Consider the following 18,313-nt stretch of genomic DNA (forward strand, 5'->3'; position numbering starts at 1 on the left):
CTCGCCGTCGAGGCTTCCGCTGGATCGCGACCGCACCGCGTACGGGTGGGCGGTGTGGTTGCGGAGAGCTTGCTCCTGTCGGGGTGGTTGGGCAACAGGTCGGATTTTGACTGCTCAATGTGTACAAGCTGATCAGAAAATCCCGCTGTCGGCTGCGCAAAATGTGCTGCTGACCGGGGACGATGCCCGAAGTCTGCGCAATGGGACGGTCACGTACTTCCGGGGCCGACGGGGCGGGGGAGGTGGCGGAGGAACCAGTCCGAGGCCAGCTCGGCGACCCGGTCCAGCGTCCCCGGTTCCTCGAACAGGTGGCTCGCGTGCGGCACCACCGAGAGCCCGCTCTCGCAGCGCAGCCGGCTCCGGGCCCGCCGGTTGAGGTCGAGCACGGTGGGGTCCAGGGAGCCGACGACGAGTAGCGTCGGAGCGCGGACCCGGGCCAGCGTGTCGGGCGCGGCGAGGTCCGGGCGACCGCCCCGGGAGACCACGGCGCGCACCGCCAGGCCCAGCTCGGCGGCGGTGTGCAGCGCGGCCGCGGCGCCGGTGCTCGCGCCGAACAGCCCGAGCGGCAGGCCCAGGGTCTCGGGCACGGCGGCGTCCGGGCCGCTCTGTGCCGCGCCCAGCCGCCGGGCGACGGCGGTCAGCCGGCCGCCCAGCAGCGCCACGTCGAACACGTTCCGCCGGTCGGGCTCCTCGGCCTCGGTCAGCAGGTCGAACAGCAGCGTGGCCAGCCCGGTGCGGTTCAGGTACTCGGCGACGTGCCGGTTGCGCGGGCTGTGCCGGCCGCTGCCGCTGCCGTGCGCGAAGACGACGACCCCGCGCGCGCCGGCCGGGACGGTCAGCCGGCCCGCGAGGCGGACCCCGGCGACGGGCAGCAGCAGCTCGCGGTCGACCCCGGCGGAGGCCGCGGGCGGGTCGCCGCCGGCCTCGGCCAGCAGCCGCAGCACCTCCTCGTCCCCGGTCTGCGCGAAGTCGGCGTAGAACTCGCCGATCGCGTAGAACGGGGACGGCGTGTCGACGCAGACCAGCTCGTCGGCGACCTCGTCGAGCCGCTCGGCCCAGTCCGCGGGCGCGACCGGCACCGCCAGCACCACCCGGGCCGCGCCCCGCTCCCGGACGATCCGGCAGGCCGCCCGGGCGGTGGACCCGGTGGCGATGCCGTCGTCCACCACGACCACCGTGCGTCCGCGCAGATCGGCGGGCGGCCGGTCGCCCCGGTAGCGGCGGGCCCGGCGCGCCAGCTCGGCGCGCTCGCGCCGCTCCACCTCGGCCAGTTGCTCGTCGGTGACCGCGGAGAACCGGATGACCTGGTCGTTCAGCACCCGGACGCCGCCCTCGCCGATCGCCCCCATGCCGAGCTCCGGCTGGTAGGGCACGCCGAGCTTGCGGATCACGCAGATGTCCAGCGGCGCGCCGAGCACTGCGGCGACCTCGGCGGCCACGGGCACGCCGCCCCTCGGCAGCGCCACGATCACGGTGTCGGGGCCGGCCAGGTGGCCCAGGCGGGCGGCCAGCCGACGGCCCGCCTCGGTGCGGTCGGCGAAGCGGGTGAAGTGGGTTCCGGTGACGTGCATGACACGGCCTCCGGTTCCACCGTACGTCGTTCCGGTCAACGCGGGGCGTTCGCGGGCGGGGGCGTCCGGGTGCGTGCGCAGGTCACCGCGCAGGTCACCGCGCAGGTCACCGCGCGGGGGCGGGAACCGGTCCGGACCAGGACGGGAGCAGGACAGGAGCAGGACGGAATCGCGGGTCGGGACGGTGGGCGGGGACCGCAGGTGGGGCGGGCCGGGACGGTGTCGGGATCGGGCCGGGAACCGGTGCGGGATCGGGCCGGGATCGGGCCGGGATCGGATCGGGAGCCGGACAGGACGACACCCCCGTGTGGCCGGGACAGCGGGCGGCGCACCGTGGATCGCAGAGGCGGACCGCAGAGCCCGCCCGCGACCGGAAGGAGCCCGTCATGTCGGGCACCGTCATCACCGACCTGCGCCGCCGAGGCGCCGTCGACCCCGGCCGCCTGCTCGCCGGACCGCTGCGCGGTGTCGGCCTGCAACGACTCGACCCGGGCCACCGCACCGAGCTGGCCGCCGACGGCATCGAGCACGCGCTCTACGTCACCGCCGGCTCCGGGCTCGCCGAACTGCCCGAGGGCGCCGAGCACCCGGACCACCCGGAGCGCGCAGAAGCCGGCCTGCCGCTGGTCGAGGGCACCGCGGTCGTGCTGCCGCTCGGTTCGCGGACCGTCCTGACCGCCGGGACGGCCGGGCTGGAGTACTTCCACGCCCTGCTCACCGTCCCCGCCGCCTCCGTCCACCGCACCGAAGCCTCTCCCGAAGAAGGTGACCCCAGGTGATCGTCACCACCGACACCGGCGCGGCCATGGTCGTCATCGGTCCGAACGGCGAGCGCGTACGGATCCGCTCCCTCGCCCGGAGCCCGATGCTCGCCAGCGCCTGCGAGGCCTTCGACCACCTGCGGCTGAGCCCGGGCGCCCACCACGTCCTCCCGGGCCGGCCCGACACCGAGACCGTCCTGCACGTGCTGCGCGGAGCCGCCGTCGTCGGCCGACTGTCCGACGAGCCGGATCACTTGGCCTCCGAGGGAGACCTGCTGCTGGCCCGCCGCGGCCGCGCCCTGCACCTGGAAGCCGGGCCGCTCGGCGCGGAACTGCTCTGCCTGACTCTCGCCGTTCCCCGGTACACCGCCGGCACCCGGGCCGCCCTGGCCCGGCGCCGTGCCGCCCGCCGCGACCGGCCCTGACCCGGGCTGGTCGGCGCCGACAGGCCCTGACCGGCGCCGACAGGCCTTGGCCGGTGCTGACCGGCGCTGCCAATCCTGCCTGTCCTCCAGTTCCCCTCGGAGGTGACCACTCGTGATCCTCGTCCCCGCTGCCGTCCCCCGCACCGCGCCCGCGTTCCAGCGGCTGATCGACCCGGAGCAGCGGCCGGCCGTCCGCGCCGGACTTACCGTCGAGGCGTTGCCACCGGGCGTCCGGATCGAGCAACTCCCCTACGAATCGGTCGAGTCGGTGACCGTGGTGCTCTCCGGTCGGCTGTTCGCGGCCGGCCGGATCCTCTCCCCGGGCGAGGCGCTGCACCACCGCCCCGGAACCTCCTGCCGGATCTCCGCCGTCCGGGGCACGCCGACCACCGTGCTCACGGTCAGGCCCGTTCCGCCCCGGGCCGCCATCCCGGCCCAGCGGTCGGACTCCGCGCCCGCCGCGAGCCGGCGGCAGGTGGAGGTGGGCACCGCGCGGCTCGACCCGTGCGGAACCCGCGGACCGTACACGGACCGGGCCGCCGACGCCTTCCTGGTGGTCCTCACCGGGGCTGCGGCCTTCCTCGGAGAGCTGGGTGAAGTCCTGTTGCTCTCCGGCGACTTGGTCTACGTCCGGGCGGGGGAGCGGTACGGCCTGCGGGCCGGCCGGCGCGGACCGGTCACCGCCGTGCTGGGCCGCGTCGGCGCACCCGGCGCCGCTCTGGGACCGGAATGGGACGGTCGGCCCGTGCGCTCGGGGCAGACCGGTCCGCAGGGTTGAGACCGGAGCGATCGACCGTGATCGGTCACGCGAAAGGAATGTCGACGGGCCGGCGTCCGCGAGTGCGGACGCGGCCCGCGGCGTGCACCGGGTGAGGATCCGGTTTCGACGGCCCGGTGTCCCGGGCGGCCGGGGCCCGGTCTCGAATCCCGTCCCGACGTGAGCCGGAGCGGTCGGGCCCCGGCCCTTCCCGGCCCTTCCCGGCTCCTCCCGGCTCCTCCCGGCCCTTCCCGGCCCGCCCCTGCCCGCCCCTGCCCCGACACGCTGAGGACTTCACGAGCACGTCACGGAAAGTCACGCGATCGCCGCTGATAGTGTCGGCCGGGTGGATGAAGAACAGCCGTTGGCACCTGTGGATCCGGGTGGCACTCCGGCCGTCCGTGTGCTGATCGTCGACGACCACCCCCTCTTCCGGGAGGGGCTCAGGGCGGCACTGGAGAGCGCCGAGGGTGTCCTCGTGGTAGCCGAGGCCGAGCGGGTCGCCGATGTCCCGGAGACGGTCGCCCGGTACCGCCCGGATGTGGTGATCATGGACCTTTCGCTGCCCGACGGCTCCGGGCTGGAGGCCGTCCGACAGCTCGCCACCCAGGAGGCGCCGCCGCCGGTGCTGATGCTGACCATGTCGGACGACGACGGAAACCTGCTCGCGGCCCTCCAGGCCGGCGCGCGCGGCTACCTGGTCAAGGGAGCGGGGCGGGAGGAGGTGCTGCACGCGGTGCGGACGGTCGCGGCGGGCGGCGCGGTGTTCGGCGGCGAGGTGGCGGGACGGATCACCGTCCTGCTGGCCGGGGCGAAGATGCGCGAGGCGGGACAGCTCTTCCCCGAACTCACCGCCCGCGAGGCCGAGGTGCTGGATCTGGTCGCGCGCGGGCTGGACAACCGGCGGATCGCCCGGGAGCTGGTGGTCGCGGAGAAGACCGTCCGCAACCACATCACCCACATCTTCGAGAAGCTGCACGTCGCGACGCGCGCCGAGGCGGTCGCCCGGGCCCGCGACATGGGTCTCGGCGACGACCGGACCACCCCGGAGAGGTGAACCGGGTGTCATGAGCGGGGAGCTGTGAACCGGGGGTGCCGGTCCGCCGACCGGCACCCCCGGAGTCCTGCCGTCCCCGCCCTACGGCTGCATCCCGCTCACGGCCGCATCTCGTACGCGCCGGAGAGCGACTCGACCTGCGTCCACACCCGCGCGTCCCGCGCCGGGTCGGCGACCGGGCGACGCACGTTCGCGAGTGCCCAGGCGGCCTGCTGCTCGGTGGCCGAGGCCTTGCCGTGCAGCTCGGTGGCGTGCGCGGAGAAGTCGCGGACCAGCGCGTCGAAGACCCGGTCCAGCACGTCGCCGCCGTGCTCGGAGGCGGCCAGGCCGGTCAGCTCGGCCTGCTCCAGCACCAGCTGGCCGTAGACGATCAGCGCGAACAGCTGACCGATCTCCAGCAGGAAGTCCAGGTCGGCCTGCTGCTCCTTGCTCGGCGCGTTCTGGAGCAGCAACTCGCAGAAGCCGTCGGCCTGTTCGCGGAAGCGGGCGACATTGGGCAGCTCGGCGTGGCGGTCGTAGGCGGTGCGCCAGTCGTGGAAGCGGATCGCGCCGAGGCCGCGGGCCGGGCCCTGCCGGAACAGGAAGGCGTCGTCGGCGGCGTCCACGCGGCTCGGCACCGGGGCGTAGTCGGCCGGGGCGAACAGGTAGTTGCCCATGAACTTGAGGATCAGCGCCAGGTTGACGTGGACGGTGCCCTCCAGCTTCGGCAGGCCGCGGATGTCCTTCGCGGCCTTGTCGAAGTAGGTGTCCGCCTCGAAGCCCTTGGCGGCGATGACGTCCCACATCAGGTCGATGACCTTCTCGCCCTCGGTGGTGACCTTCATCTTGGTCATCGGGTTGAACAGCAGGTAGCGGCGGTCCTCGGGGGAGGCGCTGCGGAAGTAGTCCACCGCCCGGGCGCTGAACAGCTTCATCGCCACCAGGCGGACGTAGGCGTCGGTCAACTCCCGCTTGACGTGCGGGAAGTCGGTGACCCGCTTGCCGTACAGCACCCGGTTGTGGGCGTGCGTGACGGCCTCGTACATCGCGTGCTCGCAGATGCCGATCGAGGCGGTGCAGAGGTTGAACTTGCCGACGTTCACGGTGTTGAGCGCGGCGTCGAAGGCGGCCTGGCCGGTGTGCAGCACGTCCTCGGCGCGCACCGGGTAGTCCTCCAGGCGGAACTCGCTGACGTACATCTGCGCGTTCACCACGTTCTTGACCAGGTGGTACGCGTCGTGGCGGCTGTCGGCGGCGAAGAAGACGTAGCCCTCCGGGCCCTCGACGTCCGAGCGGCGGCCGAACACCGAGACCAGGCCGGCCACGTTGCCGTTGCCGATGTAGTACTTCGAGCCGGTCGCGGTGAAGCCGCCCTCGCCGTCCGGGGTGAGGATCATGTCGGTGGAGTAGATGTCGGCGCCGTGGCTGCGCTCGGAGAGGCCGAAGGCCATCACGTGGCCGTCCGCGAGGAGCTGGGCGGCGCGGGCGCGGACGGCCTCGTTCTCGCTCTGCCAGACCGGGCCGAGGCCCAGGATGGTGACCTGCCAGGTGTACCAGTAGCCGAGGCCGTAGAAGCCGAGGATCTCGTTCAGCTCGGCGATCCGCGCGGTGTCCCAGCGCTTGTCGGGGTCGGCCGCGGCGGGGGTCAGGAACTCCGCGAAGAGGCCCTCCTTCGCGGCGAAGTCCAGGAAGTCGGCGTACCAGCTGCGGTCGATGTAGGTGTCGATCAGCGCCTTCTTGCCGCGGGCCTCGAACCAGTCCACCGTCGCGCGCAGCAGTCGGCGGGTCGGCTCGTCGAACTGTGCGGGGTCGTAGTTGCGCGGGTTGAAGAGCATCGAGGGGCTCCCGGGGGTCGAGGGTGTGAAGAGGGCGGGTGACAGGGTTCGGGTGACAGGAGTCGGGTGACAGATTTCAAACTCTGTTAGTTGTCATCCGTCGGCCGTCATCTGTCAGTCGTCAGTCGTCAGTCGTCATCCGTCGGCCGCCGTCCGCCGTCGGCGGAGAGGCGGCGCAGGGTGGCGAGCACGTCGTCGAGCCAGGCGAGGGTCATCCGCTCGTACTCGATGCCGCCGCGCAGCACCACGTGTTGCAGTTGCTCGTGCGCATCGAGTGCGGTGGTGTCGAGGAAGTCGCGCTGCTCGCCGTGCAGGTAGCGGGCGAGCAGGGCGGCATGGCTCTCGCGGTGCCGTTCCACCTCGGAGACCAGCGCGGCCGGGTCGTCGAAGGCGGCGGCCCGGATCTTGACCGCGAGTTCGTGCCGGACGGTCTCCGGCTCGACCGGTTCGCGCAGCCAGCCGGCCAGCGCGGCCCGTCCGGCCCCGGCCGCCGAGTAGACCTTCTTGTCCGGGCGCCCGTCCTGGGGGACCTCCTGGGCGGCCACCCAGCCGTCCGCCTCCATCCGCCGCAGCACCCGGTAGATCTGCTGGTGGGTGGCGGTCCAGAAGCGTCCGATCGAGCGGTCGAAGCGCCGGGCCAGCTCGTAGCCGGAGCCGGGCTGCTCCAGCAGCGAGACGAGGATCGCGTGCTCCAGTGCCATGGCCCGCATCCTGCTATGCAACGAGTTGCATAGGCAATGGCGGCCCGGACGGTTGAGACGCAGGTCACCGGCGTGACCGGATGGTTATCGGTCATTCCGGACTATCGGGTGCAAAACGTTGGATAAGCGCCAGAATGGGTACGGGGCAAGCGCCTTACCGGTTCCGACCACAGGAGGTGGTATCGGTGGCAACCCATATCCCGACGACGGGCATGGAGCACCATCCGGACATCGTCGAACTCCGCGAACGCTACGAGCGGGTCACCTCGACCCCCCGCGCCCAGGGCGTCGAAGCCCTGGCCGTCCTGGCCGGTCTCTTCCTGGCGGCATCGCCATGGATCGTCGGCTTCACCGCGTACAGCACCCTGACCGTGACCTGCCTGATCGTGGGTCTGGCCTACACGGCCCTGATGGCCGGCTACGGATCGGCCTACGAACGCACCCACGCCCGGGCCTGGGCGGCCGCTGCGCTCGGTGTCTGGACGATCATCTCCCCGTGGGTCGTCTCCGGGTCCGTCGCGCACGGCAAGAACATCGTGACCTGCATCATCGTGGGCGCCGTGATGTTCCTGCTCGGCCTCGCGGCGATCTCGATGGCGACCATGACGTCGAACGGGGCGTCGATGCGGCGCGGCCGGGCCGGCCGCGCGAAGGGCTGAGCTTCCCCGCAGCCCGTGACCGGGGCGCGGAGGGCGCGAGTGCCCCCCGCGCCCCGGCGCGAGCCCGAGGCGCGAACCCAAGGCGCGCGCCCGAGGCGTGACCCGGGCGCGGGACCGGTACGTTCCGGCCCGATCTCAACCCGGCTCCGACCCGATCTCGACCCGACTCCGACCCGCTAGGGGTGGGTCATCCGCAGCACGTCCAGAGCCTCGTCCAGCTGCTCCTCGGTGAGCCTTCCCTGCTCGACGTAGCCGCGCTCCAGAACCACCTGACGGATCGTCTTGCGTTCGGCCAGCGACTGCTTGGCGACCTTCGCGGCCTCCTCGTATCCGATGTAGCGGTTCAGCGGGGTCACCACCGAGGGCGAGGACTCCGCGTACTCCCGGGCCCGGTCCACGTTGGCGGTGATGCCGTCCACCGTCCGGTCGGCCAGCAGCCGGGCACTGTTGGCGAGCAGCCGCACCGACTCCAGGACGTTGCGGGCGATCACCGGGAGCATCACGTTCAGCTCGAAGTTGCCGCTCGCGCCCGCCAGCGTGACCGTCGCGTCGTTGCCCACCACCTGGGCGGCGACCATCAGCACCACCTCGGGCAGCACCGGGTTCACCTTGCCCGGCATGATCGACGAACCGGGCTGGAGATCCGGCAGGTTGATCTCGCCGAGTCCGGTGCGCGGGCCGGAGCCCATCCACCGCAGGTCGTTCGCGATCTTCGTGAAGCCCACCGCCACCGTGCGCAGCTGACCGCTCAACTCGACCAGGGCGTCCCGCGCGCCCTGCGCCTCGAAGTGGTTCCTGGCCTCGGTCAACGGCAGGTCGGTGGCGCGGGCGACCTCCGCGATGACGGCCGCCGGGAAACCGGGCGGGGTGTTGATGCCGGTGCCCACCGCCGTCCCGCCGAGCGGGAGTTCGGCCACCCGGGGCAGGGTGGCCAGCAGCCGCTCCCGCCCGTGTCGCACCTGGGCCGCGTAGCCTCCGAACTCCTGGCCGAGCGTGACGGGCGTGGCGTCCATCAGGTGGGTGCGGCCCGACTTGACCACCCGGGCGAACTCGGCGGCCTTGCGCTCCAGCGACTCCGCGAGGTGCTCCAGCGCCGGGACCAGGTCATGGGTGACGGCGGCGGTCGCGGCGATGTGGATCGAGGACGGGAAGACGTCGTTGGACGACTGGCTGGCGTTGACGTGGTCGTTCGGATGGACCGGTCGGCCCGACCGCTCCCCGGCCAGGGTGGCGATCACCTCGTTGGTGTTCATGTTGGACGAGGTGCCCGAGCCGGTCTGGAACACGTCCACCGGGAACTGGTCGTCCCAGCGCCCCTCCGCGACCTCCTCGGCGGCGGCTGTGATCGCCTCCGCCGTCTCCTCGTCCAGCACCCCGAGCCGGGCGTTCACCCGGGCCGCGGCGGCCTTGATCCGGGCCAGTGCGGCGATGTGCGCCCGCTCCAGCCGCTGGCCGGACACCGGGAAGTTCTCCACCGCCCGCTGCGTCTGCGCCTGCCACTTCGCGTCGGCCGGCACCCGGACCTCGCCCATCGAGTCGTGCTCGATCCGGTACTCCTGCGCCTTCTCCTGCTCGCCACCCATCGCGCGCTGCACCTCCTGTACGGGCCCGACCGGCCCGGAACGGATCTTCGGTCAGCACAGCCGCGAACGAGGCCCGGGTATTTCCGGTCGGGGTGATCCGGTTCCGTTTCGTTCCGGTCCGGTCCGTTCCGTTCCGTTCCGTTTCGGTACGGGGCCGGGTGCCCGCGGCCGGTGCGGCCCGGTTCCTGGCCCCGGCTCGGCTCCTACCGGCGGGGCAGCTCGGCGCGGACCAGCTCGCCAGGGTCGGTACCGGCCTGGACGACGAGCTCGCCGCCCGGGGCCCAGACGCCGGAGCCGCCCGAGCTGTCCGGGTACTCGCCGGTCGCCCCGGCACAGGTCGCGAGCACGCACCACACCCCGTGGGCGGCGGCCCGGTCGCGGACGTGGCCGTCCCGGCGCTCCGCCTGGGCGGCGCCGGGCCCGTAGAGGGTGGAGGCGACGTAGGCGTCGATGCCGAGCGCGGCGGTCTCCTCGGCGTGCGCCGGGTCGGCGGCGTCCGCGCAGACGGCGAGGCCGAGCCGCAGGCCGTCCAGCTCCAGGACGACGGGCTTCCTGCCGGCGGCGAAGCGCTCGACCTCGGCGCCGTGCAGGCGCATCTTCCGGTAGGCGACCTCGGCGCCCTGCCCGGTGACCACCAGCGTGGCGATGGACTCGCGCCCGTCGGTCTCGGTGACGGGTGCCCCGACCAGGGCGACGGCGCCGGTCGCGGCGCAGGCGGCCACCAGCGGCGCGAGCCGGGCGTCCGTTGGGTCGACGGCCGGCGCGGTCAGGTCGTAGCCGGTCAGCGACAGCTCGGGGAACACCACCAGCCGGGTGCCCGCCTTCCGCACCGCCTCGGCGTGCAGGGCGACGTTCTCGGACACGGTGTCCGGACGGCCGACGGCGGCGCAGACGGGCTGGGCGACGGCGACGGTCAGGGCTCCGCGGGCGGGCGGGTTCGCGGACGGGGCGGAGGCCGAGTCCGTGGCCGAGTCCGGTCGCGAGTCGGCGCGCGAGGACTCGGGTGAGGGCGTGGACGAGGGCATGGCGAAGCCTCCGGCGGGCGGGGTGGGGCGATCGTGATCAACCGTGACCGTGATCAACCTATGCGCCCGCCGAGGACGCGGGCAACGGAGCCGGGACGAGGAGCGGTGCAGGTGGACGGGGCGCCCGGGGCGGATCGGGCCGATCTCACTCGAAGGAGTGAGATCCCCGGCGGGTGCTTCAAACTGCCGTGCGCCCCTTCATACGCTCCAGACCGGGCCGGGCGGACTCCGGCCGGACCCGGATCGGCGCAGCTCGGCCCGGGGGACCAGGACGAGGGGGCGGACGGACGGATGACCACAGGACACGGCCCTATGGGCGGAACGGGTGACGGAGCGACACAGGAGGGGATGACCCCACTGAATGTCCCGGTGGACGCCGCGACGGACGCTCCGGCGAAGACCTCGGCGAAGACCGCCCCCGGTGGCCTCACCCGGCGGCAGCTGCTGGGTGCGTCGGCGGCGCTCGGCGGCGCGGCCTGGTTGCTGCGCGGCACCATCGGCCCGGACAGCGCCGAGGCCGCCGCGCCGGTACCACCCGCGCTGCCCCCCGGCACCGAGCTCTACCAGCGGGTCTTCCAGAACTGGTCCGGCGAGATCCGCACCGACCAGCTGTGGACCTGCGCGCCCCGCACCCCCGAGGAGGTCCCGGCCCTCGCCGACTGGGCGCACGCCAACGGCTGGCGGCTGCGCGCCTCCGGGTACCGGCACACCTGGGCACCGCTCACCGTCGCCGCCGGGACCCCGGAGAGCGCCAGGGTGCTGTTGGTGGACACCAGTCGGCACCTCACCGCCATCGGCGCCGACTCGCCCGACACCGTCCGGGTGCAGACCGGCGCCACCATGGAGGCGCTGCTCGCCCACCTCGCCGACCGCGGTCTCGGCCTGACCGCGTGCCCGGCCCCCGGCGAGATCACCGTGGGCGGCGTACTCGCCATCGGTGGCCACGGCACCGCCGTCCCGGCCGCCGGGGAGGTGCGGCCGGAGGGGCACGGCTACGGATCGGTCAGCAACCAGGTCGTCCGGCTCACCGCCGTCGTCCTCGACCCGGCCACCGGCCGCTACACGCTGCGGACCTTCGACCGCTCCGAGGCCGACAGCGCCGCCTTCCTGGTCCACCTCGGCCGAGCCTTCCTGACCGAGGTGGTGCTGCGGGCCGGCGCCGACCGGCCGCTGCGCTGCGTCAGCCGACTCGACATCCCGGCGAGCGAGCTCTTCGCCCGCCCCGGGGCCGGTGCGGGTACCGGCGGGGGTGGGGGTCTCGGCGGAGTGCTCGGGGGAGTGCTGGGCGGTGTCCTCGGCGGTGTCCTCGGGGGCGGGGGAGGCCCGCGCACCCTCGCCGACTTCGTGGAACGCGACGGTCGGGTCGAGGCGATCTGGTTCGCCTACACCGAGTACCCCTGGCTCAAGACCTGGAGCGTCACCCCGAGCAAGCCGCTCGCCTCCCTGTCCGTCGACCACCCGTACAACTACCCGTTCTCGGACAGCCTTCCGGAACCGGTCGCCCGGCTCGCCGGCGAGATCGTCACCGGCGCCTGGGCCTCGGCCCCGCTGTTCGGCCAACTCCAGTACCTGGTCACGAAGGTGGGACTCACCGGTGACATCACCGAAGTCCTGCTCTCCGGCGCTCTGCTGCGTCGACTGCTCAGCGGCGAGGTGCTCACCCATCTGCTCGCGGGCGGACTGCGGTCCGACCTCTGGGGACCGTCGCGCACCCTGCTCCAGTACGTCCGCCCGACCACCCTGCGGGTCACCGCCAACGGCTACGCGATCCTCCTCAAGCGCGCCGACCTCCAGTGGGCGGTGAGTGAATTCGCCGCCTACTACCGGGAGTTGCTCGCCTCCTACCAGGCCCGGGGCGAGTTCCCGGTGAACGGCGCGGTGGAGATCCGGGTCACCGGCCTGGACGACCCGGCCTCCTCCGGCGTCCCCGGCGCCCGACCCCCGCTGCTGTCCGCGCTGCGACCGCGCGCCGACCGCCCGGAGTGGGACACGGCCGTCTGGCTGGACGTCCTCGCCTTCCCCGGCACCCCCGGACTGGAGCGCTTCGCACGGGAGTTGGAGCAGTGGCTGCTGCGCACCTTCGACGGCTCCCGGGCGGGCCTGCGGGTCGAGTGGTCCAAGGGCTGGGCGTACACCGACGCCGCCGCCTGGTCCGACCCCGACCTGCTCGGCCGGGTCATTCCGGACAGCCTGCGGGCGGGCGGCGGGCCCGGCTGGGACGAGGCGGTCGCCGTCCTGGACCGCCACGACCCGCACCGGGTCTTCGGAAACCCTTTCCTGGACGGGCTGTTGAAGTAGGATGCGCCTTCCTGTCGGTCCCGACAGGTCGTCAGATGTGCTCCATGACGATCACTGCGAGGGTGTCCGGAGCCAGGGCGCGGAAGACGTGCGGAGTGTCGCCCGGGTAGCTCACGTAGTCGCCCGGGCCCAGCTCCACCGGTGCCTCCGTCGGCCCGACCAGCGCCCGCCCGGCGCCGATCAGCACGTGCTCGACGGTGCCGGGCATGTGCGGATCGGAGGCCCGGGTCTCACCCGGCTGCGCCTCGATCCGATAGATGTCGCGCCGGGCGTTGGGCGGGCAGGAGGAGAGCACGGTGGCGGCGTAGTCGGCGCGCTCGGAGTGGGTTGCCGGGCCCTCGCCGGCCCGGATCACTTTGACCGCCGGGCGCGGCGGGTCGACGAGTCGGCTGAACGGTACGTTCAGTGCGACGCCGAGCGCCCAGAGCGTCTCCACGCTGGGGTTGCCCGCGCCGGACTCCAGCTGGGACAGCGTGGACTTGGCGATGCCCGCGCGCCGGGCCAGCTCGGCCATCGACAGCCCGCTGCGCTCGCGCTCGCGCCTGATCGAGGCGGCGATCTGGCCGATCAGCTCGCCGCCGCCGTTGGCGCTGCTGCCGGTGCTGCCGGTGCTGCCGCTGCTATCGCTGCTGCTGGAGCGGCCGGAGTCGTCGGGGCCGCCGGAGTCCGTGGTCGGGGTGCTCTGGTCACTCATGCTCGCCACTCACGCTTCCTCCTGGCCCCTTCCACGGCCGCCGGTGCGGCCGATGCCGCCGTTCATGCTGCCACGGCCGGTCGCATCGGCCGCCGTTCGCCTGATCGGTCCGAGTGTTCGCCTTGACGAACGACGCCGAGTCGGTTCACTCTAATGAACATGCGTTCGCTACTTCGAACACTGGAGCGCGCCACCCTCCGGGACGTCGCCCTGGTCTGCCTGGCCGATGCCCTGGTCGGCGCGTCCTTCGGCGCGATCAGCGTCTCCGGGGGCCTGCCCCTCTGGGTGCCGATCGCCCTCTCCGTCCTGGTCTTCGCCGGCGGCTCCCAGGTCGCGGCGGTCGGCGTGGTGCTCTCCGGCGGCGGCGCCCTCGCAGCGGTCGCCACCGGACTGGTGCTCAACGCCCGGCTGCTGCCCTTCGGCTTCACCGTGGCCGACGTGCTCGACGGCCCGTGGTGGCGGCGGCTGCTGGGAGCGCAACTGCTCACCGACGAGACCGCCGCCTTCGCCCTGCGGCAGAGCGATCCCCGTCGGCGCCGGGCCGTGTACTGGCTCTGCGGGGTCGCCCTGTTCGTGGTCTGGAACGTCTCGGTGCTGCTCGGCGCCCTGGCGGGCGGGCTGATCGGTGATACGGACGCGTTCGGCCTGGACGCGGCCTTCCCCGCGGTGCTGCTCGCGCTCGTCCTGCCCTCGCTCGCGGATCGCCGCACCCGTACGGCGGCGGTGGCGGGTGCGGTGGTCGCGGTCGCGGCGACCCCGTTCGTCCCCGCCGGGCTGCCGGTGCTGCTCGCCCTGGTCGGGCTGGTGTTCGCCGGTCGGCCGACGGTGGGGGAGTCGGGTCGGAAGGCGGCGGACGGACCGAACGCCGCGGACGCGGAGGAGGAGAAGGTCCGATGATGCCGCTGTACGCCGTTCTGCTGCTCGCGGCCGGAACGTACGCCTTCCGACTGGCCGGGCCGTTGCTCGCCGGTCGGCTCGCCCTCTCGGAGCGGCTGCGGCACCTGCTGGCCGTCGCGGCGGCGGTGCTGCTGGTGGCCCTGGTCGCGACCGGCGCGCTGACCCAGGGGCACGGCTTCGCGGGGTGGGCCCGCCCGGCGGGCGTACTGGTCGCGGGAGTGCTGGCGCTGCGCCGGGCACCGTTCCCGCTGGTGGTCGTCGCGGGTGCGGCGACCACGGCGCTGCTGCGGCTCTGCGGGTTGGGGTGACAGCTGACAGAGTTTGAAATCTGTCAGCTGTTATCCGTTATCCGTCGGCTGTCGGCTGTGATCCGTCGGCTGTGATCCGCGATCCGGTGCTCGTCGGCCGTCGTTCGTTCGCCGTCAGCGGCCTTCCCCGGGCCCCTCGGCCAGTCGCTCCGCCTGCACCTCCGGCCGCTTGCTGTCCCACAGCAGCTCCCACACCTTGAACACGCAGTGGTAGTCGCGCATGCTCCCCTGGGCGATCAGCAGGTAGGTGTCCCCGTCGCGGAGCAGCGTCCGCCGTCGGCTGTTGAAGGGGTGCTCCGGGGTGTAGGAGGGGACGAGCCGCCTCAGCTCCTCGACGGCCTCCTCGCGGGTCCCCTCGACCTCGGCGAGCACCTTGCTCCCCCAGATCCGATCCTGGCCCATGCCCACCGTCTCCTCGACGACCAGCGCCCAACGTGCCATGTCCTGCCCCGCCCCTTCCCCTCCGGTTCGCTTCCGCTCGGCCGTACGCGCCCTCGGGCGCGCCGTCGGACGTGTCGCCATCCTCACTCGTTCACGCCCGCCCACCACCCGGCCGGGTGCGGAATACTCGCCGGTATTCCGCCGGTGTCCCGCCGAGAGTACAAGGAGCTTCAGTGACGAAGCCGACCCGGATCGACCCGTCCGACCTGCTCGCCGTCGGCGATCTGCTCTCCGACGAGGAGCGGCTGATCCGCGACACCGTCCGCCGGTTCACCGAGGAGCGCATCCGCCCGCACATCGGCGAGTGGTTCGAGCGCGGGGTCTTCCCGGTCCGCGAACTCGCCCCCGAGCTCGGCGCCCTGGGCGTGCTCGGCATGCACCTCGACGGCTACGGCTGCGCCGGCGCCGACGCGGTGGCGTACGGGGTGGCCTGCATGGAGCTGGAGGCGGCCGACTCCGGGCTGCGCAGCTTCGTCTCCGTCCAGGGCTCGCTCGCCATGCGCTCGATCCACGCCTTCGGCTCCGAGGAGCAGAAGCAGCGCTGGCTGCCCGGCATGGCCGCCGGCGAGCTGATCGGCTGCTTCGGCCTCACCGAGCCGGATTTCGGCTCGGACCCGGCCAACATGCGCACCCGGGCGGTGCGCAAGGGCGGTGAGGGCGGCGACTGGGTGCTGTCCGGCAGCAAGATGTGGATCACCAACGGCAGCATCGCCGACGTCGCCGTGGTCTGGGCGCAGACCGAGGAGGGCGTGCGCGGCTTCCTGGTCGAGCGCGGCACCCGCGGCCTGACCGCCACCGATGTGCACGGCAAGCTCTCGCTGCGCGCCTCCGTCACCAGCGAGCTGGCCTTCGACGACGTGGTGCTGCCCGCCGACGCCGTGCTGCCCGGGGTGGTCGGTCTGCGCGGACCGCTCTCCTCCCTCAACGAGGCCCGCTACGGGATCCTCTGGGGCACCGTCGGCGCCGCTCGCGACTGCTACACCTCCGCCCTGGACTACGCCAAGAGCCGGATCCAGTTCGACCGTCCGATCGCGGGCTTCCAGCTGACCCAGCAGAAGCTGGTCGAGATGATGCTGGAGGTCGAGAAGGCGTACCTGGTCGCCCTGCGGATCGGGCGGCTCAAGGAGCAGGGCGCCGCCCGCCCGCCGCACATCAGCTTCGGCAAGCTCAACAACGTCCGCACCGCTCTGGAGATCGCCCGCAGTGCCCGGACCGTCCTCGGGGCCAACGGCATCACCACCGAGTACCCGGTGCTGCGGCACGCCAACAACCTGGAGTCGGTGCTCACCTACGAGGGCACCAGCGAGATCCACACCCTGGTGCTCGGCGAGGCCATCACCGGCGAGTCCGCCTACCGCTGACGGCCGCCTGTCCGCCCTCGCCGCATCTCGCCGTATCTCGTCGTCCCTCGCGGCCCGGGAAAACCGGTGGCCGGGCCCGTCGTGGCCCGGCTACCGTCCCTGCCATGACCAGCAGGTTCGTCCCGACGCGGCCCCCGACCACCACCCTCTGGCGCCCCACCGGCCCCGAGGAGCTCGCCCTGGTCGAGGCCGCGGACCGGCGCGCCTGGCCGCCCCGCCTCCCCGAGCAGCCGATCTTCTACCCCGTCCTCAACGAGGACTACGCGATCCGGATCGCCCGGGACTGGAACGTGCCCGCCTCGGGCGTCGGCTACGTCACCCGCTTCGAGGTCGACACCGCCTTCCTCGCGCGCTACCCCGTTCAGCGGGCAGGCGGCCGGACGATCCTCGAACTCTGGGTTCCCGCCGAGGAGTTGGACGAGTTCAACCGGCACATCGTCGGCCGCATCGAGGTCGTCCACGAGTTCCGCCCGCAGCCGTGAGACGGCCGCCCGCCACCTACCCGAAGGCTCCCGGCTGCCGCGCACCGGACCCTCCTGACCCGCTCCCGGACGGCAGTCCCGGATCCCCGTGCCCGCCCCCGGACTGCAGCGGCGGAGCTCCGCCCGGGGCGTGGGAACGCGCGTCCGACACTTCGTGGACACCTGACGTTCGGTGGTGGGACGCCGACCGGTACGGCGGTCGGTGAACCATGGCGCGGTCGGCGGCGCCCTCGGCGGGCGCGGCCGGGTGCGCACGACCGAAAGGAACCCCCATGTCCGCTGCCCAGTGGCCCCGCCCCCGGGTGCTCGTCGTCGGGATCGACGGCGTCCGCCACGATTTCCTGGCACAGGTGCCGATGCCCCGCCTGCAGGAGGTCGCCGAGGCCGGGTTCCTGGTGCCGGTCACCGTCGCGGACAGCACACCCACCATGTCCGGGCCGTGCTGGGCCACCATCGTGACCGGCGTCGAGCCCGCCAAGCACGGGGTGTGGGGCAACCACCTGGGCGGCAACCGGCTCGACGTGTTCCCGGACTTCGCCACCCGCCTCGCCCGGGGCGACCGCCGCCGCACCTTCGTCGCGGCCGGTTGGGACCCGCTGATGATCAACGAGTCCGGCGGCCCGCTGTTCCGCGCTCCCGGCCGGCTCTCCTACGTGGCCCCCGCCGAGGACACCCCCGAGGCCTGGGAGGCGGTGGACGAGGAGGTCACCCGGGAGGCCGTCCACGTCCTCGGCACCGCCGACCCCGAGGCGTCCTTCGTGTACCTCGGCGCCGTCGACGAGACCGCCCACTTCCTGGGCTGCGGCGACGAGTACCGCGCGTCCATGCGCACCGCCGACGAGCGCCTCGGCCGCCTCCTCGACGCCGTCCGGGGCCGGGCGACCCACGCCGAGGAGCAGTGGACGGTCATCGTCGTCACCGACCACGGGCACGTGGACGCCGGCGGCCACGGTGGCCGTACGGCCGAGGAGCGGACGGCCTGGGTGGCCTGCGCCGGGCACGACATCCCGGCCGGCCCGCCCACCGGCGAGATCCGTCATCCGGACGTCGCCGCGCAGGTGTACGCCTCGCTGCTGCGTCCGATCGACCCGCACTGGACCCTCGACGGCCGCCCGTTCCCGGTCGCCCGTCCGGTACCGGCGGCGGTCTGAAACCGCGGCGGCCCGAAGCGGTGGCGATCCGAAGCGGTGGCGGCCGGCGGCCGGTGACCCGGCTGCAGCAGGCCGGGCTGCGGCGCCTCCGGGCTTGAGCAAGGCTCGATCGGGGCTCGGGCTGTTCTCGACCCGGGCGTGCCAACCTGAGCGCCGGAGCGGCACGAACCCGGCGACGCGGTGCCGGGGCCTGTGGCTCAGGGATCCGCGGGGCCGGAATCCGCAGGTCCGGAATCCGCGGGCCTCAGGGTCCCTGCCGGAGGACATACGCCTGAAGGTGGAGAAGGTACCCCGTGGGTCGGAGACAAGTTCGCGACCTGGTGGTGAC

The 18,313-nt window shown here is 73.3% G+C and carries 18 protein-coding genes; 11 read left to right on the forward strand and 7 right to left on the reverse strand.

Annotation, left to right across the window (positions count from 1 at the left end):
• Nucleotides 1-209: 209 nt before the first annotated feature.
• On the reverse strand, nt 210-1,571 hold the full coding sequence (locus tag ACFWJ4_RS00540; protein ID WP_380537893.1) for a phosphoribosyltransferase family protein: 1,362 nt from the start codon (nt 1,569-1,571) through the stop codon (nt 210-212).
• A 386-nt stretch (nt 1,572-1,957) separates the two neighbouring features.
• Here ACFWJ4_RS00540 and ACFWJ4_RS00545 point away from each other — a divergent pair, with 386 nt between their 5' ends.
• The 4 genes from ACFWJ4_RS00545 to ACFWJ4_RS00560 all read left to right on the forward strand — a co-directional run bounded on the left by ACFWJ4_RS00545 (nt 1,958) and on the right by ACFWJ4_RS00560 (nt 4,571).
• Complete coding sequence (locus ACFWJ4_RS00545; protein ID WP_380537895.1) at nt 1,958-2,350, forward strand: hypothetical protein; 393 nt, start codon at nt 1,958-1,960, stop codon at nt 2,348-2,350.
• Nucleotides 2,347-2,757, forward strand: a complete 411-nt coding sequence (locus tag ACFWJ4_RS00550; RefSeq protein ID WP_380537897.1) for a hypothetical protein — start codon at nt 2,347-2,349, stop codon at nt 2,755-2,757. The genes ACFWJ4_RS00545 and ACFWJ4_RS00550 overlap by 4 nt, the downstream gene beginning before the upstream one ends.
• A 112-nt stretch (nt 2,758-2,869) precedes the next feature.
• The gene (locus ACFWJ4_RS00555) at nt 2,870-3,535 is read left to right on the forward strand and encodes a hypothetical protein (protein ID WP_380537899.1); all 666 of its coding nucleotides are present in this window, start codon (nt 2,870-2,872) and stop codon (nt 3,533-3,535) included.
• 343 nt (nt 3,536-3,878) lie between these two features.
• Nucleotides 3,879-4,571 carry a response regulator gene (locus ACFWJ4_RS00560; protein WP_380537901.1) on the forward strand — a complete coding sequence of 231 codons (693 nt, stop codon included), beginning with the start codon at nt 3,879-3,881 and terminating at the stop codon, nt 4,569-4,571.
• A gap of 98 nt (nt 4,572-4,669) precedes the next feature.
• On the opposite strand, the gene ACFWJ4_RS00565 is transcribed toward ACFWJ4_RS00560, so the two are convergent.
• The gene (locus tag ACFWJ4_RS00565) at nt 4,670-6,385 is read right to left on the reverse strand and encodes an acyl-CoA dehydrogenase family protein (RefSeq protein ID WP_380537903.1); all 1,716 of its coding nucleotides are present in this window, start codon (nt 6,383-6,385) and stop codon (nt 4,670-4,672) included.
• Nucleotides 6,386-6,513: 128 nt separating this feature from the next.
• Nucleotides 6,514-7,086, reverse strand: coding sequence for a PadR family transcriptional regulator (locus ACFWJ4_RS00570; RefSeq protein ID WP_380537905.1), 573 nt, complete (start codon nt 7,084-7,086; stop codon nt 6,514-6,516).
• A 185-nt stretch (nt 7,087-7,271) separates the two neighbouring features.
• Between ACFWJ4_RS00570 and ACFWJ4_RS00575 the strand changes: the two genes are divergently transcribed.
• Nucleotides 7,272-7,745, forward strand: a complete 474-nt coding sequence (locus tag ACFWJ4_RS00575; RefSeq protein WP_359900437.1) for an SPW repeat protein — start codon at nt 7,272-7,274, stop codon at nt 7,743-7,745.
• A gap of 176 nt (nt 7,746-7,921) precedes the next feature.
• Here ACFWJ4_RS00575 and ACFWJ4_RS00580 read toward each other — a convergent pair whose 3' ends face one another.
• Nucleotides 7,922-9,328, reverse strand: coding sequence for a class II fumarate hydratase (locus ACFWJ4_RS00580; protein ID WP_380537907.1), 1,407 nt, complete (start codon nt 9,326-9,328; stop codon nt 7,922-7,924).
• 203 nt (nt 9,329-9,531) lie between these two features.
• Nucleotides 9,532-10,353, reverse strand: a complete 822-nt coding sequence (locus ACFWJ4_RS00585; RefSeq protein WP_380537909.1) for a carbon-nitrogen hydrolase family protein — start codon at nt 10,351-10,353, stop codon at nt 9,532-9,534.
• A gap of 348 nt (nt 10,354-10,701) precedes the next feature.
• Here ACFWJ4_RS00585 and ACFWJ4_RS00590 point away from each other — a divergent pair, with 348 nt between their 5' ends.
• Complete coding sequence (locus tag ACFWJ4_RS00590; protein WP_380537911.1) at nt 10,702-12,651, forward strand: cholesterol oxidase substrate-binding domain-containing protein; 1,950 nt, start codon at nt 10,702-10,704, stop codon at nt 12,649-12,651.
• A 31-nt stretch (nt 12,652-12,682) separates the two neighbouring features.
• Here the strand turns inward: ACFWJ4_RS00590 and ACFWJ4_RS00595 are convergent, their stop codons facing one another.
• A complete protein-coding gene (locus ACFWJ4_RS00595) occupies nt 12,683-13,345 on the reverse strand; it encodes a helix-turn-helix domain-containing protein (RefSeq protein WP_380537913.1) in 663 nt (220 codons plus the stop codon).
• Between the two features lie 159 nt (nt 13,346-13,504).
• On the opposite strand from ACFWJ4_RS00595, the gene ACFWJ4_RS00600 reads away from it, so the two are divergent.
• Together ACFWJ4_RS00600 and ACFWJ4_RS00605 are read left to right on the forward strand one after the other, a co-directional pair.
• Nucleotides 13,505-14,242, forward strand: coding sequence for an AzlC family ABC transporter permease (locus tag ACFWJ4_RS00600; RefSeq protein WP_380537915.1), 738 nt, complete (start codon nt 13,505-13,507; stop codon nt 14,240-14,242).
• The gene (locus ACFWJ4_RS00605; RefSeq protein WP_380538084.1) at nt 14,242-14,550 is read left to right on the forward strand and encodes an AzlD domain-containing protein; all 309 of its coding nucleotides are present in this window, start codon (nt 14,242-14,244) and stop codon (nt 14,548-14,550) included. The genes ACFWJ4_RS00600 and ACFWJ4_RS00605 overlap by 1 nt, the downstream gene beginning before the upstream one ends.
• Nucleotides 14,551-14,664: 114 nt before the next feature.
• On the opposite strand, the gene ACFWJ4_RS00610 is transcribed toward ACFWJ4_RS00605, so the two are convergent.
• Nucleotides 14,665-14,991: a hypothetical protein gene (locus ACFWJ4_RS00610; protein ID WP_359900450.1), complete on the reverse strand. Its 327-nt coding sequence runs from the start codon at nt 14,989-14,991 to the stop codon at nt 14,665-14,667.
• A 173-nt stretch (nt 14,992-15,164) separates the two neighbouring features.
• Here ACFWJ4_RS00610 and ACFWJ4_RS00615 point away from each other — a divergent pair, with 173 nt between their 5' ends.
• The 3 genes from ACFWJ4_RS00615 to ACFWJ4_RS00625 all read left to right on the forward strand — a co-directional run bounded on the left by ACFWJ4_RS00615 (nt 15,165) and on the right by ACFWJ4_RS00625 (nt 17,985).
• On the forward strand, nt 15,165-16,352 hold the full coding sequence (locus tag ACFWJ4_RS00615) for an acyl-CoA dehydrogenase family protein (protein WP_380537917.1): 1,188 nt from the start codon (nt 15,165-15,167) through the stop codon (nt 16,350-16,352).
• Between the two features lie 104 nt (nt 16,353-16,456).
• Complete coding sequence (locus ACFWJ4_RS00620) at nt 16,457-16,834, forward strand: ADP-ribosylation/crystallin J1 (RefSeq protein ID WP_380537919.1); 378 nt, start codon at nt 16,457-16,459, stop codon at nt 16,832-16,834.
• 272 nt (nt 16,835-17,106) lie between these two features.
• The gene (locus ACFWJ4_RS00625; RefSeq protein ID WP_359900456.1) at nt 17,107-17,985 is read left to right on the forward strand and encodes an alkaline phosphatase family protein; all 879 of its coding nucleotides are present in this window, start codon (nt 17,107-17,109) and stop codon (nt 17,983-17,985) included.
• The last annotated feature ends 328 nt before the right edge of the window (nt 17,986-18,313 follow it).

Origin of the sequence: Kitasatospora sp. NPDC127067 (assembly GCF_042724755.1) — a bacterium.
Classification (GTDB): domain Bacteria; phylum Actinomycetota; class Actinomycetes; order Streptomycetales; family Streptomycetaceae; genus Kitasatospora; species Kitasatospora lactacystinica.

Coding starts and splice junctions, on each gene's coding strand:
- ACFWJ4_RS00540 (WP_380537893.1), bottom strand. CDS start 1,571: ATGCACGTCACCGGAACCCACTTCACCCGCTTCGCCGACCGCACCGAG.
- ACFWJ4_RS00545 (WP_380537895.1), top strand. CDS start 1,958: ATGTCGGGCACCGTCATCACCGACCTGCGCCGCCGAGGCGCCGTCGAC.
- ACFWJ4_RS00565 (WP_380537903.1), bottom strand. CDS start 6,385: ATGCTCTTCAACCCGCGCAACTACGACCCCGCACAGTTCGACGAGCCG.
- ACFWJ4_RS00570 (WP_380537905.1), bottom strand. CDS start 7,086: ATGGCACTGGAGCACGCGATCCTCGTCTCGCTGCTGGAGCAGCCCGGC.
- ACFWJ4_RS00580 (WP_380537907.1), bottom strand. CDS start 9,328: ATGGGTGGCGAGCAGGAGAAGGCGCAGGAGTACCGGATCGAGCACGAC.
- ACFWJ4_RS00585 (WP_380537909.1), bottom strand. CDS start 10,353: ATGCCCTCGTCCACGCCCTCACCCGAGTCCTCGCGCGCCGACTCGCGA.
- ACFWJ4_RS00590 (WP_380537911.1), top strand. CDS start 10,702: ATGACCCCACTGAATGTCCCGGTGGACGCCGCGACGGACGCTCCGGCG.
- ACFWJ4_RS00595 (WP_380537913.1), bottom strand. CDS start 13,345: ATGAGTGACCAGAGCACCCCGACCACGGACTCCGGCGGCCCCGACGAC.
- ACFWJ4_RS00600 (WP_380537915.1), top strand. CDS start 13,505: ATGCGTTCGCTACTTCGAACACTGGAGCGCGCCACCCTCCGGGACGTC.
- ACFWJ4_RS00605 (WP_380538084.1), top strand. CDS start 14,242: ATGCCGCTGTACGCCGTTCTGCTGCTCGCGGCCGGAACGTACGCCTTC.
- ACFWJ4_RS00610 (WP_359900450.1), bottom strand. CDS start 14,991: ATGGCACGTTGGGCGCTGGTCGTCGAGGAGACGGTGGGCATGGGCCAG.
- ACFWJ4_RS00620 (WP_380537919.1), top strand. CDS start 16,457: ATGACCAGCAGGTTCGTCCCGACGCGGCCCCCGACCACCACCCTCTGG.
- ACFWJ4_RS00625 (WP_359900456.1), top strand. CDS start 17,107: ATGTCCGCTGCCCAGTGGCCCCGCCCCCGGGTGCTCGTCGTCGGGATC.